The sequence below is a fragment of the Microlunatus phosphovorus NM-1 genome (assembly GCF_000270245.1).
Taxonomy (GTDB): domain Bacteria; phylum Actinomycetota; class Actinomycetes; order Propionibacteriales; family Propionibacteriaceae; genus Microlunatus; species Microlunatus phosphovorus.
Map to the genome: position 1 here is coordinate 2,119,483 of NC_015635.1, position 15,070 is coordinate 2,134,552.

A 15,070-nucleotide genomic window follows, 5' to 3' on the forward strand; every position below is an offset into this window, starting at 1 on the left:
CTTAAGGATTCAGGTCGTCGGGGTGGTAAGACGGATTTCGAGTGCCGTCATAAGGAGCCGGCATAGTCCGATTTCGTGTGTCCGGCCGGCACCGACCACCAGGACCAGTCGGGCAGGTCAGGCCAGGTCGGTGGTGAGGCCTTTGGCTTGCAGCACGGCAGTCAGGTTCGACACCTCCAGCGGGGTCTCGCCGGCCCGGTAACGCTCGATGTAGCCGGCTTCGGCTTCGTCGCGGGCCCGGCAGGCGTCCACGGCTGCGGCGGCGTCGGCCCGGCGTACGATCACCACCCCGTCGCAGTCGCCCTTGACGACGTCGCCGGGATAGATCAGCTGCCCGCCGAACACGAGGGGCTGGTTGATCGGCACCAGGGACTCCTTCACGGTGCCCTGGATGCAGATGAACTTGGAGAACACGGGAAAGCCGAGGTCACGGATCTCCCGGCTGTCCCGGATACCACCGTCGGTGACCAGGGCGGCGATCCCCCGGGCCACACAGGCGTTGGCCAGGACGTCGCCGAACTGCCCGGCCGGCTGGTCGCCGGAGGAGACGACGAGGACGTCACCAGGCTGGGCGTAGCTGATCGCCACCTGCAACATGATGTTGTCCCGGGGATGACAGACGACGGTGAAGGCCGTGCCACAGAAGGACATGTCGCGGTCGATCGGCTTGATCGCGGAGTCCACTGCACCCTTGCGGCCCTGGGCCTCGTGAATGGTGGCGGCCGAGAACGCGGCCAGCTGCCGCACGATCTCGGGGTCGGTTCGGTCGATCTTGTTCGTGACATGGACCATGGCTCGGTCCTTCTCCTTTGCGCTGGGGTTTGGGCGAATGCGGGGCGGTGGTCGGTGCGCTGGCTACCGGAGTGCAGCGACGGCGGCGGCGATCTGGGCGGCCGCGTCGGTCAGCACGGATTCCGAGGTGGCGTAGGAGCAGCGGAAGTACGGCGAGACCCCGTACGCGGAGCCTTGGATGGTGGCCACGGAGGCCTCCTCGAGCAGGTACAGGACGACGTCTTGATCGCTGGTCAGCAGGCGGCCTTGTGGCGTGGTCCGGCCGAGCAGACCGGCGCAACGGACGAAGAGATAGAACGCGCCGGCGGGTAGCACCGGTTCGAGCCCGGCGATGTCGCTGAGCAGGTTGTGGAACAGGTCACGGCGCCGGCGATAGCTGGCTACCGACGTGGTGACGAAGCTCTGGTCGCCGGTCAGCGCGGCGACGGCCGCGGCCTGGCTGATCGAGGAGGGGCAGGAAGAACTCTGGGACTGCAGCTTGTTGATGGCCGCGATCAGGCCCGGTTCGCCGACTCCCCAGCCCAGCCGCCAGCCGGTCATCGCGTACGCCTTCGAGACCCCGTTGATGCTCAGGATCCGGTCGGCCAGGTCGGGGGCGACGCCGAGCAGGGTCGGCATGGGCCGCTCGCCGAAGACGATCTCGTCGTAGATCTCGTCGGCAAGCACCAGGACCTGAGGATGACGTCGTAGCACCGCGGCGAGTTCGCTCAGCTGCTCGCGGGAGTACACCGACCCGGAGGGATTGCCCGGGGCGTTCAGGATGACCCACTTGGTGGCGGGGGTGATCGCCTGTTCGAGCTGGGCGGCGGAGAGCAGGAACCCATCCTCCTCGGGACAGTCCACGATCACCGGGGTGCCGTCGTGGGCGAGGACCATGTCGGGATAGGACACCCAGTACGGAGCCGGGATGATGACCTCGTCCCCGGCCTCCACGCTCGCCATCAACGCCAGGAAGATGACCTGCTTCGCCCCGCCCCCGATGGTCAGGTTCCGCGCGCCGACGGACAAATCCGGTACGGGTGGCGAAACGGTGCAGGATGGCCTCGCGCAGCGGTGGGATGCCGTTGACGGCGGTGTACTTGGTCAGCCCGGCGTCCATCGCAGCCACCGCTGCGGCCTTGATGTGGTCCGGGGTGTCGAAGTCCGGCTCGCCGACCGTGAGGTCGAGGATCGTGCGGCCCTCGGCCTTGAGGTCGCGGACGCGCTGGGCTGCGGCGACGCTGGCGGATTCACGGATCCGTCGGACGCGGCCCGCTGGGTGGAACACGATGATCAACTCCGGTACGTGGGTGGATGGGTGAGGTCGGGGATGCTCAGTCGGTGCGGCGGATGAACTCCAGGCCGCCGGGAACCTGGAAGGTCGGCAACACCTCGATCAGCCCGAGGTTGACGTGCCGGGGTGCCTCGATGGCGAACTCGATGGTGGCGGCGATGTCGTCCGCGGTGATCGACTCGTACCCCTGGTAGTAGGTCTCCCAGGCCTCCTGCATGGCCTCCGGGGTGCCGCCGAGATTGCGGCCGAAGATCTCGGTCTCGACCCGGCCCGGGCAGATCTCGGTGACCCGGATGCGCTTGCCGATCGTGTCGTTGCGCAGCTGCCGGGAGATCTGGTGCACGGCCGCCTTGGTCGCGTGGTAGGCGGTGTGGCCGTAGAAGTTGTAGAGCCCGGCGATGGAGCTGATGTTGACCACGTGACCGAGGTCGCGCTCGACCATCCCCGGCAGCAGCAAACGGCACAGATGCAGGACGGCGCGCAGGTTCACGTCGATCATGGCGTCCACCGTGGCCTCGGAGGCGTCGAGGATGTTCCCCGTGGCCGAGACCCCGGCGTTGTTGACCAGGACGTCGATCTCGAGACCGGAGACCGCCGCCGTCAGAGCGGCGGTATCGGTCAGGTCGACGGCGAGCGGAACCATGCCGGTCCGGTCGGCCACCTCCTTGAGTCGGCCGGCGTCGCGGGCCAGACCGTAGACGGTCAGGCCGTGCTTGGTGAGCATCTGGGTGATCGCGGCACCCATGCCGGTGTTGGCGCCGGTGACGAGGGCGCTGCGGTAGTCAGTGAAGCTCATGCGGTTCTCCAACGGTTCGGTGATCGGTGGGGCTCTGGAGCTGGGGGGCGGATAGCGGGGACCGCGTAGGGCTGTTGAGACTGGCGAGACTGGTGAAGGCGGTTCGTACGCGGGTGCCGACGTCGTGCAGATGGGCCTGCTGCCGGCGCAGGTCCGCGATGGCCGTCGCGGTGCTGACGGGCCGGAAACGTACGGTGTCACCGGGCCGGGCCTGTCCGAGCCGGGACAATCCGACGGTGGTGACGACGGCAAGGACCGGGTAGCCGGCGGTGACTCCGCGACCCCGGTGGAGGATGAGGATCTCGTCTCCGGCGGGCACTTCGACGGCACCGATCGGGACTCCGCGGGACAGTACCTCGGTGCGGGTCTGCCGATGCGGGATCGGCCCCTGGTCGGTGCGGCCGAGGCGTAGGCCGATGTGATTGCTGCTGGGGCCGACTCGCCGGCCGCGAAGACCGCGCCGAAGCCAAGCACCGTGTCGGGTGCGCAGCTGCCGAGCAGGTGCGGGGCGCGTACGCTGCCGTGGACACCGAGATAGACCCGCAGCCCGGCCCGGATCCTGGTGATCGCCAGCTGGCTCCCCGCCGGCCACAGGATCGGTTCCCACTGCTGCTGGGGGCGGCCGTCGATGGTCACGTCCGCATCGGCGCCGGTGACCGCGATCAGCAGGTCGGTGTCTGTCGTCGCGGCGAAGTCGTGCGCCACCAGCTCGATCAGCGGCGCCTCGGACGGGCTGGCGACGAGGGTGTTGGCCATCGCAGCCGAGTACTGATCGAGCGCGCCGCCGGTCATCTGTCCGATCCGCGAGCCCTCCTGGCGACCGAGATCCTGCAGGCAGCTCAGCCCGGGTCGGTCGATCCTCAGGTGGGCAGCGATGGACTCAGCCATCTAGGGCACCGGCATAGCTGGACCACTCATCGGCCGAGATCGAGAAGAACCGGAAGGTGTCTCCGGGGGCGTACGGGACGAGCGGCGTACGGTCCAGGTCGATCAGCTGCCGCGGCGTCCGGCCGATCACGCACCAGCCGCCCGGTGCGGGCCGCGCCGAGACCACGGCCTGACGACCGGCCACGGACACCGCCCCGGCCAGGACATGTGGTCGTGGGCTGGTGAGGCGAGGGACCGGTTGGGGAAACGCCGGACCGTCGAGCATCGGTGCGCCGGCCGGGGAGCCGTAGCACCGCATGGTCAGCGGCCCTGCGGTGTGCAGCGCCACGACCTCCGCGGCGGAGAGGCCCTGCTGCTCGGCGACGTGTTGCAGATCGGGACCATATTCGCCGCCGTAGACGACGGGCACGTCGAACTGCCGTGGTGGGCGACCTGAGGTCTCGTCGATGCGCTCTCCCAAGGCGATGTCGATCAGCGAGCGGACGATGTCGTGGTCCGTGCGACTCGCGTCGAACTCCACCAGGACGGCGTCGTACGTGGCGATGGTCCCGCGCAGCTGCTGCCGGTCACGATGGGTATCCAGCCAAGTGCTGAGCCGGTGCGCCGACCGCCAGGCGTGGTTGCGGTCGTCGGTCTGGAAGGTGACCCGGACCGCCGCGTCCCCGCAGTCGCTGACCAGGACGCTCATCTCAGAGCCGGATCGCGCCGCTCGGCGTCGCGATTCTCGGCGGCGTAGCGCTCGGCGAGGACCTCGGACAGCGGCGCGATGGTGACACCGGCCGCTTCCAGCGCGGCACGGACGGCGCGCGCGTTCTCCACGGCCTCCGGGTTGTCGCCATGCAGCAGCACCGTGTCTGCCCGCACTTCCACGCGGGTCCCGTCAACGGCGTACAGATAGCCCTCGGTGACTATCTGCACGGTTCGGGCGGCGATGGTCTCGACATCGTGGATCACGGCGCCGGGCTGACTGCGTGGCACCAGGGTGCCGTCGGCCTGATAGGCGCGGTCGGCGATGCCGACGATCCCGACCCGGACCCCACGCCGGTTGGCCTCGTCGGCGAGACAGCCGTCCTGGGCCAGGATGACCAGACTGGGATCGACGGCGAGCACGGCGTCGACGACGGCGGCGGCATAGTCGGGTCGAGTGGCGACAAGGTTGCCGAGCCGGCCATGTGGCGCGAGGTGGGTCAGCGAGGTGCCGTGCGCCTTCGCGAAGGCGGCCAGCGCGCCCATCTGGTAGATGACGTCGGTGCGGACCTCATCCGCGGTGAGATCCATCTGGCGTCGGCCGAAGCCGACCAGATCGGGGAAGCTGGGGTGGGCGCCGACCGATACGCCGCGGGCCACGCAGCGAGCGACCGTCTGGTCCATGGTGCGCGGGTCGCCGGCATGGAAACCGCAGGCGACATTGGCCGAGGTCAACAGTTCCAAGACGGCCTCGTCCTCACCCATGGACCAGGCGCCGAAGCTCTCGCCGAGGTCGGCGACAAGATCGATCTTCGTCATCGCACATGCACCTTTCAGCCGCCCGGGAGATATGACATGGGAATAGCCGGACGCGCCGGAACGTACGCTATGAGGAATCGCCGACAGTGGGTAAGACGGAATATCTGTGACGTCATCAGATTTTGCTATGGCTGTTTGACCAGGTGTGATGCGTGCAATGCCGGTACGGTGGTCTGCGCCGGGACGGGTTTTCGCGCAAGAGCGCGGCAAGAGATCAGGCCGGATAAACAACAAACGTAGCTGAGCAGGGGTGAAAGGCGTGCGCAAGGTCTTGGTCGCGAACCGCGGAGAGATCGCGGTACGGATCATCCGAGCAGCACGCGACGCGGGTCTGGCCAGCGTGGCGGCCTACGCCGACCAGGATGCCTCGGCCTTGTTCGTCTCGCTCGCCGACGAGGCATTCGCCCTTCATGGGGTGACAGGGCGGGGAGCCACTCCGGCGACGACGTACCTGGACGGGGCGAAGATCCTGAAGATCGCCGAGCGCAGTGGTGCGGACGCGATCCATCCCGGATATGGCTTCCTGGCTGAGAATGCCGACTTCGCCGCCGCCGTGATCGCGGCCGGGTTGACCTGGATCGGACCGCCACCGGAGGCGATTCGGGCGCTCGGGGACAAGGTCCAGGCCCGCCACATCGCGCAACGGGTCGGTGCGCCCCTGGTGCCCGGCACCGCCGACCCGGTGAGTGGGGTGGGCGAGGTGCTGGACTTCGTGGCTCAGCATGGGCTGCCGATCGCGATCAAGGCCGCCTTCGGCGGCGGTGGGCGCGGACTCAAGGTGGCCCGTACCGCTCAGGAGATCCCGGAGCTGTACGAGTCGGCGGTCCGGGAGGCGACCGCCGCGTTCGGTCGGGGAGAGTGCTTCGTCGAGCGCTATCTGGACCGCCCCCGACATGTCGAGACCCAGTGCCTGGCCGACCAGCACGGCCACGTCGTCGTGATCTCGACCCGTGATTGCTCCCTGCAGCGTCGGCATCAGAAGCTGGTGGAAGAGGCACCTGCACCGTTCCTCACTGAGGACCAGACCGCGCGTCTGTATGCGTCGTCGAAGGCAATCCTGACCGAAGCCGGGTATGTCGGCGCCGGCACCTGCGAGTTCCTGGTCGGCCAGGGCGGTGACATCTCCTTCCTGGAGGTCAACACCCGGCTGCAGGTCGAGCATCCGGTGTCGGAGGAGGTCACCGGCATCGACCTGGTCCAGGAGATGTTCCGAATCGCCGACGGTGAGCCGATCGGCTACGACGACCCCACTCCGCGTGGGCATGCGATCGAGTTCCGGATCAACGCCGAGGATCCGGCCCGCGACTTCCTGCCGACGCCGGGCACGCTGTCGGCCTGGGTGCCGCCGGCCGGTCCGGGCGTACGCGTCGACGAGGGCTATCGAGTGGGCATGACCGTGCCCGGCAGTTTCGACTCGCTGGTGGCCAAGATCATTGTCACCGGGGCCGACCGGCAGCAGGCGCTGGCCCGATCCCGGCGTGCGCTGGCTGAGCTCGTGATCGAGGGCGTACCGACCGTGGTGCCGTTCCACCGCGCGGTGTTGGACGACCCGGCCCTGGTGGCTGCCGATGGCTTGCTGGGCGTGCACACCCGGTGGATAGAGACCGAGTTCCGTCACGATCTGTCGGCCGCTCCGCTCGCTCAGCCTGCGCCTGGCCCGTCGGACTCGACCGGATCGACGGGACCGGCCGGCTCGCAGGAAGCGACACGTACGGTGGTGGTCGAGGTCGACGGTCGCCGACTCGAGGTCGTGTTGCCGGGCGATCTGTTCGGAGTCGGATCGCCAGGGGCCGAGGCGCAAGGTGCTGGTTTGCCGGGGGCTGGTACGGATCGGGCAGCTCGGGCTCGGCGCCGGTCAGGCAGACGTGACACCAGGCGCGTGGGCCTGGCTTCGGGCGTCGATGAGGTCGGCGCCGTCGCCGCCCCGATGCACGGCACCGTCACCAAGGTCGCGGTCCGAGACGGTGACAGCGTCGAGCAAGGGGATGTGATCCTTGTCCTCGAGGCGATGAAGATGGAGCACGCCGTGACCGCCCCGACGGCCGGCACTGTCAGCGACCTGACCGCGACGCCGGGCGACACCGTCAATGGCGGCGACATCCTCTGCCGCGTACAGCCCTGAGGGAGGAGGAGCAGTGGACACCCGCCGCCTCTACTCGTTCGTGAGGGTGGTCGACGCCGGCAGCATCACTCGCGCCGCCGACCTCATGCATATTGCTCAGCCGGCGCTGAGCCAGCAGATGACCGCTCTCGAGGCGCAGTTCGGCCAGCGGCTGCTGTCGCGCAGCAAGCAGGGGGTGGAGCCCACCGAGGCCGGGCGGGAGCTCTATCGTCACGCCCGCACCATCCTGCGCCAGCTGGAGCAGGCCCATGCCGACGTCGAGGTGGTCGGACGAGAACTCGCCGGGGGAGTGACGGTCGGCCTCGCCCCCTACAGCACGGTCAACGCTCTCGCCCTGCCGCTGCTCAGTGTCGTCCGGGCCCGGCATCCACGCGTCCTGCTCCGGATCGACGAGATCGGCGGGGTGCTCAGTGAGGCCTTGATGACCGGGCGGATGGACATGGCGCTGCTCTATGGCCGAGGGCCCATCCGCGGCGTGGACTTCGAGCCGCTGCTCAGTGAGGATCTTGTCCTGGTGGGTCCGCCCGATCTCCTTCCGACAACGGGGCAGGAGGGTGAGCTCGCCGTCTCCGACCTGGTAGAGGTGCCGCTGCTGCTGCCTGGACCTAGTCACACCATCCGGCAGGTCGTCGAAGATGCCCTGACCGGCGCTTCGGCCGCCGCCAATGTGGTCGCCGAGGTCGAGACTCTCACGCTGGCAACCAGAGCGGTACGGGCCGGACTGGGTGCCACCATCCTCCCGGAGTCGGTCGCCGAACGGGTCGTCCGACGCGGCAACCTCATTCGTCGGCGGTTGACGCCGGCCCTGACGGTGCATGTGTCACTCGGCACGGCGTCCGGACAGACCCTGTCCCGACCGGCCGAGGCGGTTCGGGCACTGCTCCACGAGGTTCTCGACGGCTATCTCCGGCGAACCCTGCCGCTGGGCGGAGAGGCTCTGCCGCTCGGAGAGGATGGGCACCCGTGAGCAGTGCGATGGGCGGGCCGTCCGCCGCGCGGTCGAGGATCGACCTGCTGCTCGACCCGGGCAGCTTCCTGGAGTTGAACAGGATGGCCCCGGGCCTACCGCCCGGTGACGGCGTGATCGCCGGTTTGGGCACCATCGACGGTCGGCAGGTCTGCGTCTTCAGTCAGGACGGCACCGTGGTGGTCGAAGGAGGCCCGGACGAGGTCGCCGTCATGAAGATCGTCAAGCTCATTGATGCGGCGCTGAAGACCGGCTGTCCGCTGATCGGCATCTATGACGGCGGCGATGCTCGGATCGGGGCGAGCGTGGTGCCGCTCGGCCCGTACGCCGAGGTCTTCCGTCGCAGTGTCCATGCCTCCGGAGTCATCCCACAGCTTTCGCTGGTTCTGGGCGAGGTGACCGGTGAGCAAGCCCTCGCACCCGCACTGAGTGATTTCGTGGTGATGGTCGAGCAGGAGTCGCGGCTGTTCGTCACCGGACCCGACGTGCTCACGTCCGTCACCGGCGAAGAGGTCTCGAGGGATGAGCTCGGCGGTGGCCGCATGCACGTGACGACGTCGGGCAGTGCGCACTACCTCGGCACCGACGAGACCGATGCGATCGGCTACCTGCAGGACTTGCTCTCGTATCTGCCGCAGAACAACCTGGAGGATCCGCCTGTCTATGACGTCGTCGGTGACCTGGATCTGGGGGAGGAGCCGACCGAGGAGGACCTGGTCCTGGACACGCTGATCCCTGATGCGTCGAACCTGCCGTACGACATGCATGAGGTGTTCAGCCGGGTGCTGGACGACGGTGAGTTCTGCGAGATCCAGGCGCGCTATGCGCCCAACATCGTGGTCGGCTACGGGAGGATCGACGGCCGCAGTGTTGGCGTGGTCGCCAACCAGCCGCTGCATTTCGCCGGCTGTCTCGACATCAACGCCGCCGAGAAGGCGGCGCGCTTCATCCGCACCTGCGATGCCTTCAACACACCGGTGATCACCTTCGTCGACGTGCCAGGTTTCCTGCCGGGCACCGACCAGGAGCGCGGTGGCATCGTCCGTCGCGGAGCGAAGCTGGCTTACGCCTATGCCGAGGCGACCGTCCCGCTGGTCACGGTGATCACCCGCAGTGCGTACGGCGGCGCCTACGAAGTCATGGGCTCCAAGCGACTCGGCGCCGACATCACCCTGGCCTGGCCGACCGCCCAGCGTGCATCCGAACGAGGCTCCGTCGACGGGGTGATCGAGCTGCATGAGACCCGGACCGAGATCGTCCGAGCGCTCCGGCTGCTGCATACCAAACGTGCGTCCCTGCCACCCAAGAAGCACGGGAACATCCCGCTGTGATCACCATCCTGCGGGGGAACCCGACGCCGGAAGAGCTCGCGGCCATGCTCACCGTGCTGGCCGCATGCTCGGCTGTGAGTCGGGACTCCGGTCCGGCCTTGGCCACGGCCACGGACCAACAGGAGCGGCCGGCGGCGAGCGCCGGGACCTCGGGCTGGCTCGATCGATCAGCCGGCCTGCGGGCACCTCTGCGTATTGGACCCGACTCCTGGCGCCGATCAGCCTGGCGCTGAACCCGACCTCCGACCACCCGGCCCCCGACCCCCACTTCGCACCAGCTGCTGCTACTGCGCACCACGTACACCCCATGCGAAGTCGCATCAAATGGTGCGAAGTGGGAATCACCCTGGCTGCGCACCCTGCTTGCGGTGTCCTCAGACGACGGGGCGATAGGCTTGCCGAATGCCTGGCCAGCAGCCCGCTGACGGATCCGGTTCGGGCGGACCGTCTCTGGTGGAGGACATGCCGCGCCCGGCAGAGGACGGCCTGCTCGCCGAGGATCGGCTGCGGAGTCTGGTCGAGCTGAACAGGTCCATCGTGGCCGAGCTGTCGCTCGCCGGGGTGTTGCGGCGGATCGTGGACGCCGCGCGGGCCATCGCGCAGGCGCAGTACGCGGCACTTGGGGTGATCGGCGCCGATGGCGGGCTCGAGCAGTTCGTCCACGTCGGCATGGACGACGAGACAGTGGCAGCGATCGGCCGACTTCCCGAAGGCAAAGGGGTTCTGGGTGCTTTGATCACCGATCCCCGTCCGGTGCGAGTCGCTTCGATCGCCGATCATCCGCGTTCGTCCGGCTTCCCGGCGGCGCATCCACCGATGGCCTCCTTCCTGGGCGTGCCGATCCAGTCCCGCGGCGAGATCTTCGGGAACCTCTATCTCACCAATCGTCTGGGCGCGGCGGAGTTCAGCGCCGAGGACGAGGAGCTCGTCGTCACCATCGCGGCGACCGCTGGCGTGGCCATCGAGAACGCCCGGCTCTATGAGGAGTCGCGGCGGCAACAGGAATGGCTGCGGGCCTGGGCTGAGGTCACCCGGGACCTGCTGCAGGGCACCGCGACGACGACCCAGAACCTGACCCGGATCGCCGATGTCGTACGCCGCCTGACGTCGGCCGATGTGGTCAGCGTGGTGTTCCGCGGCGCCGACCCGGATGTGCTGACGGTTCAGGTCTCGCGCGGTGAGGAAGCCCCTGGACTGCTCGGGATGACCTACCCGGTCGCGGGCTCGCTGGTCGGGGAGGCATTCGCCGAGGGCCGAGCCCTGCGCCTGGAGCCCGGCCGCGGTGACTACTACATCCACCTGCAGGAGGCATTCGACGTCGGGCCGGTGCTCGCCTGCCCGCTGTTTCGTGACGGTCAGACGCAGGCCGCGGTGGTGGTCGGTCGCCGACTGGGGTCGCCGGCGTTCACCGACATCGACCTGCAGGTGGCCGAGGCCTTTGCCAACCAAGCGGCGGTGGTGTTGGAACTGGCCGATCGACGAGAGAGTCAGCGCCGTCTCGAGGTGTTGGAGGACCGGGCTCGGATCGCCCGCGACCTCCACGATCACACGATCCAGCGACTTTGGGCTGCCGGGCTCACCGTGCAGGCTGGGGCGGTCAGGGCCGGTGACCCGGCAGTCCGCGAATCGCTGCAGTCCGCGGTCGAGAGTCTGGACGCCACCATCCGACAGATCCGCACCACGATCTTCGAGTTGCAGGACTCCAGAGCCGAGAGCGCCTCGCCGCGGTCCCTCCTGATCAAGGTCGTCGCCGAGGTCGAGCCGGTGTTGGGCTTCGCACCTGATCTCGTCTTCATCGGCCCGCTCGACACCCTGGTCCAGGCAGAGGTCCTCGGCGACGCCGAGGCGGTGCTTCGGGAAGGCCTGACCAGCATCGCGAAGCACACCGATGCCGATCGGGTCAGTGTCACGGTCGAGGTCTCGGTCCGACACATGGTCATCCAGATCGTCGACAACGGATCGGTCTCTCCGACCGAGATTCGCGACAATGGACTGGCCTATCTGGAACGACGCGCCAGACGGCGCGGCGGTGCCCTCACCTTCAGCCACGACGAAGATGGCAGCACGCTGCGCTGGTCGGCGACGCTGGACGCCTGACGGCGGGCGCCCGGCCGGTCGCCGACGCGTCTGGCAAGACTCTGCGGCATACCGACATCGAGCAGTCGATGGTCCTCCAGATCCGAGCCGAACGACGCTGTCGGATCGGTCCGCCGCCGATCAGACTGAAGTTGTCAGAACTCTGTCGGTAAGAAGGGTCGGTAGGAAGAGCCGGGAGGAAGGGAAAGTCCGATGAATCAGATGACTCCAGAGAGCGCCCGGGCCACTCCGTCGACCCGGGAGAAGACACCCATCGACGCTCCGGTCGTGGTCGGCGTCAGCGACGCGCCGCTGGCCGAGCAGCGCGATGCCCTGGACTACGCCGTGGCGGAAGCCAATCGACGCGGATCCGACCTCTGGCTGGTACACGGCAGCGAGCCGTTGGTGACCCTCACTGCGCTGTCTCCGGCGACGACCGTGAGTGAGCGACACCTCGCCGGACAGGAGATCGTCGAGGTGATGAGCGACTACGCCGCCGGCCGGCTCGATCCCGCGCGCAAGATCGCTACCGAGGTGACCGAGGACACCGGTGCGGGGGCGATGGTGGGCGTGTCGCATGTCGCGTCGCTCGTCGTGTGCGGACGCCGGGCGGTATCAGCCGCACGCCGCTGGCACACCGGATCCACCACCGGCCGCGTCTGTGCTCAGTCGCATGCACCAGTGGTGGTCGTCAAGTCGGGTCTCCACCGGACCGATGCCGACGTCGGTGGCGTGTTCGTCGGCGTCGATGGCCACGGTCACAGTGCCGTTGCGATCGAGACGGCGTTCAGCGAGGCCGCCCTGCGGGGTGAGGGATTGACCGCCGTCCATGCGTGGCAAGCGCCCGGTCCACCGGAGGCGACCGGCTACATCTCGCCTGACGAGGAGGAGTTGGTGCTGCTGCGCGACAAGGCGAAGGACCGGCTCGCTCGAGCGATGGTCGGCCATGGCGCCGAGCATCCGGAGGTGGCGGTCACTCAGCGCGTGATCCGTGGTCCCGCCGCCGCGACACTGATCTCTGTCAGCCGATCCGCCGACCTGCTCGTCGTCGGGCGGCACGCCGGACATGCTGTCGGCTCGATCGGTCTCGGCAGCGTCGCTCGTCGCGCGTTGCGCCATGCCGAGTGCCCGGTGATCGTCACACCCACCAGCCGCCCGGCTCGTGGAGCCAGGAGAAGCGAGCGGTCATGACCAGACAGGTGACGAGGTCGAACGGCAGGACCGACCTCGCTACGCCAGGAATCTGCAACGAGGGTCTTTGATTGCCTTCGGCCCTCCTGCCTTGCCTTGGCAAGGTATCGGAAATGGGGTTCAGCCCATCATGATCCGCGCCTCGCGGGCGAGTGCCTCGAGTTCTTCGAGTGCCTCGGCGATCAGGGGGTGCTTGCCGCTACCAGCTCGTACAGCGACGATGATCGACCGAACAGGGGCCGAGGTGCCTCGTAGCCGGACCCGCCGGACTGGATACCCCGCTGGCAGTTTGGCTAGCCGTGGAATCAGGGCGATGCCGAGACCGACCGCCACGAGCGCCGCTGCGGCGTCCCATTCGCTGGCGTGGTGGGCGACGTTGGGCATGAAGCCGGCCGCCAGACATGCAGTCAGGAACAGCTGGTGGTAGGCGCTCCCCGCACGGTCGGTAATCCATGCCTCGGTGGCCAGATCGGCAAGTTCCAACGAGGTCCGGGATGACATCGGATGATCTTCTCGGACAAGCAGATCCAGAGGGTCATCGAGCAGCGGGCGCTGTTCGAAGCGTGGGTCTCCGGTCGCGGGCACGTCTTGGGTCGCCACGAGGACGGCGAGATCCGCGGCGTCAGTGCTGAGCATCTCGAAGCACGCGGCTGGGTTGGCTTCCTCGATCCGGACCAGCAGGTGCGGCCAGCGAAGCTGAAGGCGCATCGCCAGGTTGGGCATGATCGCGGCCATCGGAGTCGAGAACCCACATAGGCGGAGCGCCGAGTGCTCGACGTCCGCATGCCCCGCGAGTTCGGCGCGGATCTCTTCCCAGACTCGACTCAGATCTGCGGAGCGTGCTACGAGGAGACGCCCGGCCGGAGTCAGCTGAACCCGGCGACCGTCGGGCTTGAGCAGTTCGACCCCGAGCTGTTCGGCGAGGCCCCGCAACTGAGCTGAGACTGCGGACGGCGTGTAGTTCAGCACGTCCGCAGTCTCAGTCACAGTGTGGTGCTCTGCCAGTGTCCGGAGCACCAGGAGGCGGCGATCGATCATGTCCCCAGTGTGCGCCAGACTCTTACCCTCGACGGTCTGATCGGATCAGGCACCCACGGTCTCCCGCAGATGGGCGTAGCTCTTTGCGAAACGGGTGTACTTGTGTTCTCCGCACTTGTACGAAGTGTACTTCGCAGGATTCTCCGAGCTCACGCATGATGGCAGCGGTTCCACAACGGCGTCGAAATCCAGGTCCATGAAGAATGGGATCGAATACCGTTCGCGGCCGGTGGTGTTGACGACTCGATGCACGGTTGAGCTGTAGCGATCGTTGGTCAGGGTCTGGACAAGATCGCCGATGTTGATGATGAACGTGCCGTCGACAGGAGGGGCGCTGACCCAATCGCCATCGCGGTTGCGGACCTGCAGGCCGCCGACGCTGTCTTGGGAGAGAATCGTCAGGAATCCATAGTCAGTATGTGCGCCGATACCGATCTCCTCCTGGGTGACCTCGCCCTGTTGCGGCGGGTAGTGCAAGAGACGCTGAATGGTGATCGGCTTGCGCTGCATCTTCTCGAAGTAGTCAGCCGGTAGATCCAGGCTGAGCGCAATAGCACTGATCAACTTGCGCGCCAGCGTCATCATCGCGCTGTGGTAGGCGGCGCAGATAGCCTCGAACTCGGGCAGCTCCGCCGGCATCTGGTTCGGACCGAAGAACGGGGAGACCGCCTCCTCGTCCGCGCCGAAGTCGAAGCACTCCTTGAAGTCGCGCGTGTGTTCAGGGTCAACGTTTTCGCCGTATGTCGGAATGTAGCCTCGCAGTGTTGGACCCGAATTTGCGACACTCAGCCGATCCTTGGCTGCGAACGGCAGGTCGAAGAAGCGTTCGGAGATCGTGTACATGCGCTTGATCAGGTCCTCGGCGACACCATGGTTCTTGACATAGAAGAAGCCAACCTGCTCGCAGATTTCACCGATCTTCTTGGCGACGCCTTCGGGGTCGCTACCGTCGACCAGAGTCGAGACGTCAACAATCGGGATTTCGCTGAATGCTGTCTGCTTGCTGGCGAGACGGATGTCGGGGGTGCTGCTGCTCACGTGAACTCTCCCAGTCGTTGTGTGCGGTTAGGGCGGATGGGGTTTAGGTGCG

Annotated in this window: 14 protein-coding genes and 1 pseudogene; 6 read left to right on the forward strand and 9 right to left on the reverse strand. The window is 67.5% G+C overall.

The annotated features are described in order from the left end of the window. Positions 1–117 precede the first annotated feature (117 nt). The 7 genes and pseudogenes from MLP_RS09605 to MLP_RS09625 all read right to left on the reverse strand — a co-directional run bounded on the left by MLP_RS09605 (position 118) and on the right by MLP_RS09625 (position 5,255). Positions 118–792: a 4-carboxy-4-hydroxy-2-oxoadipate aldolase/oxaloacetate decarboxylase gene (locus tag MLP_RS09605; protein WP_013862867.1), complete on the reverse strand. Its 675-nt coding sequence runs from the start codon at positions 790–792 to the stop codon at positions 118–120. A gap of 63 nt (positions 793–855) precedes the next feature. Next, a complete protein-coding gene (locus MLP_RS09610) occupies positions 856–1,800 on the reverse strand; it encodes an aminotransferase class I/II-fold pyridoxal phosphate-dependent enzyme (protein ID WP_013862868.1) in 945 nt (314 codons plus the stop codon). 305 nt (positions 1,801–2,105) lie between these two features. Further along, entirely contained in the window at positions 2,106–2,861 is a 756-nt protein-coding gene (locus tag MLP_RS28925; RefSeq protein ID WP_013862870.1) for an SDR family oxidoreductase, read from the reverse strand. Next, positions 2,848–3,468, reverse strand: coding sequence for a 5-oxoprolinase subunit C family protein (locus tag MLP_RS29460; RefSeq protein ID WP_013862871.1), 621 nt, complete (start codon positions 3,466–3,468; stop codon positions 2,848–2,850). The genes MLP_RS28925 and MLP_RS29460 overlap by 14 nt, the downstream gene beginning before the upstream one ends. Further along, positions 3,375–3,749 (reverse strand): annotated as a pseudogene (locus MLP_RS29465) (hypothetical protein); the annotation flags it as partial. The gene MLP_RS29460 and the pseudogene MLP_RS29465, both read right to left, overlap by 94 nt. Then, positions 3,742–4,437 carry a 5-oxoprolinase subunit B family protein gene (locus tag MLP_RS09620; protein ID WP_013862872.1) on the reverse strand — a complete coding sequence of 232 codons (696 nt, stop codon included), beginning with the start codon at positions 4,435–4,437 and terminating at the stop codon, positions 3,742–3,744. The gene MLP_RS09620 and the pseudogene MLP_RS29465, both read right to left, overlap by 8 nt. After that, the gene (locus MLP_RS09625; RefSeq protein ID WP_013862873.1) at positions 4,434–5,255 is read right to left on the reverse strand and encodes a LamB/YcsF family protein; all 822 of its coding nucleotides are present in this window, start codon (positions 5,253–5,255) and stop codon (positions 4,434–4,436) included. The genes MLP_RS09620 and MLP_RS09625 overlap by 4 nt, the downstream gene beginning before the upstream one ends. A 250-nt stretch (positions 5,256–5,505) precedes the next feature. Between MLP_RS09625 and MLP_RS09630 the strand changes: the two genes are divergently transcribed. From MLP_RS09630 to MLP_RS09655, 6 genes are all read left to right on the forward strand, one after another. Then, the gene (locus tag MLP_RS09630) at positions 5,506–7,377 is read left to right on the forward strand and encodes an ATP-binding protein (protein ID WP_013862874.1); all 1,872 of its coding nucleotides are present in this window, start codon (positions 5,506–5,508) and stop codon (positions 7,375–7,377) included. A gap of 13 nt (positions 7,378–7,390) precedes the next feature. After that, positions 7,391–8,344: a LysR substrate-binding domain-containing protein gene (locus tag MLP_RS09635; protein ID WP_013862875.1), complete on the forward strand. Its 954-nt coding sequence runs from the start codon at positions 7,391–7,393 to the stop codon at positions 8,342–8,344. After that, on the forward strand, positions 8,341–9,675 hold the full coding sequence (locus MLP_RS09640; RefSeq protein ID WP_013862876.1) for an acyl-CoA carboxylase subunit beta: 1,335 nt from the start codon (positions 8,341–8,343) through the stop codon (positions 9,673–9,675). The genes MLP_RS09635 and MLP_RS09640 overlap by 4 nt, the downstream gene beginning before the upstream one ends. Further along, on the forward strand, positions 9,672–9,908 hold the full coding sequence (locus MLP_RS09645) for an acyl-CoA carboxylase subunit epsilon (protein WP_013862877.1): 237 nt from the start codon (positions 9,672–9,674) through the stop codon (positions 9,906–9,908). The genes MLP_RS09640 and MLP_RS09645 overlap by 4 nt, the downstream gene beginning before the upstream one ends. Positions 9,909–10,077: 169 nt before the next feature. Continuing rightward, complete coding sequence (locus tag MLP_RS09650) at positions 10,078–11,772, forward strand: sensor histidine kinase (RefSeq protein WP_013862878.1); 1,695 nt, start codon at positions 10,078–10,080, stop codon at positions 11,770–11,772. Between the two features lie 201 nt (positions 11,773–11,973). Then, on the forward strand, positions 11,974–12,942 hold the full coding sequence (locus tag MLP_RS09655; RefSeq protein WP_172641553.1) for a universal stress protein: 969 nt from the start codon (positions 11,974–11,976) through the stop codon (positions 12,940–12,942). A gap of 120 nt (positions 12,943–13,062) precedes the next feature. Here MLP_RS09655 and MLP_RS09660 read toward each other — a convergent pair whose 3' ends face one another. Together MLP_RS09660 and MLP_RS09665 are read right to left on the reverse strand one after the other, a co-directional pair. After that, on the reverse strand, positions 13,063–13,980 hold the full coding sequence (locus MLP_RS09660; RefSeq protein ID WP_013862880.1) for a LysR family transcriptional regulator: 918 nt from the start codon (positions 13,978–13,980) through the stop codon (positions 13,063–13,065). 45 nt (positions 13,981–14,025) lie between these two features. Further along, the gene (locus MLP_RS09665) at positions 14,026–15,018 is read right to left on the reverse strand and encodes an isopenicillin N synthase family dioxygenase (RefSeq protein ID WP_013862881.1); all 993 of its coding nucleotides are present in this window, start codon (positions 15,016–15,018) and stop codon (positions 14,026–14,028) included. Positions 15,019–15,070 lie beyond the last annotated feature (52 nt).

Excerpts from the sequence above, each read along its gene's own strand:
- MLP_RS09660 (WP_013862880.1), bottom strand. The coding sequence starts at position 13,980 with ATGATCGATCGCCGCCTCCTGGTGCTCCGGACACTGGCAGAGCACCAC.
- MLP_RS09620 (WP_013862872.1), bottom strand. The coding sequence starts at position 4,437 with ATGAGCGTCCTGGTCAGCGACTGCGGGGACGCGGCGGTCCGGGTCACC.
- MLP_RS09625 (WP_013862873.1), bottom strand. The coding sequence starts at position 5,255 with ATGACGAAGATCGATCTTGTCGCCGACCTCGGCGAGAGCTTCGGCGCC.
- MLP_RS09655 (WP_172641553.1), top strand. The coding sequence starts at position 11,974 with ATGACTCCAGAGAGCGCCCGGGCCACTCCGTCGACCCGGGAGAAGACA.
- MLP_RS09650 (WP_013862878.1), top strand. The coding sequence starts at position 10,078 with ATGCCTGGCCAGCAGCCCGCTGACGGATCCGGTTCGGGCGGACCGTCT.
- MLP_RS09605 (WP_013862867.1), bottom strand. The coding sequence starts at position 792 with ATGGTCCATGTCACGAACAAGATCGACCGAACCGACCCCGAGATCGTG.
- MLP_RS28925 (WP_013862870.1), bottom strand. The coding sequence starts at position 2,861 with ATGAGCTTCACTGACTACCGCAGCGCCCTCGTCACCGGCGCCAACACC.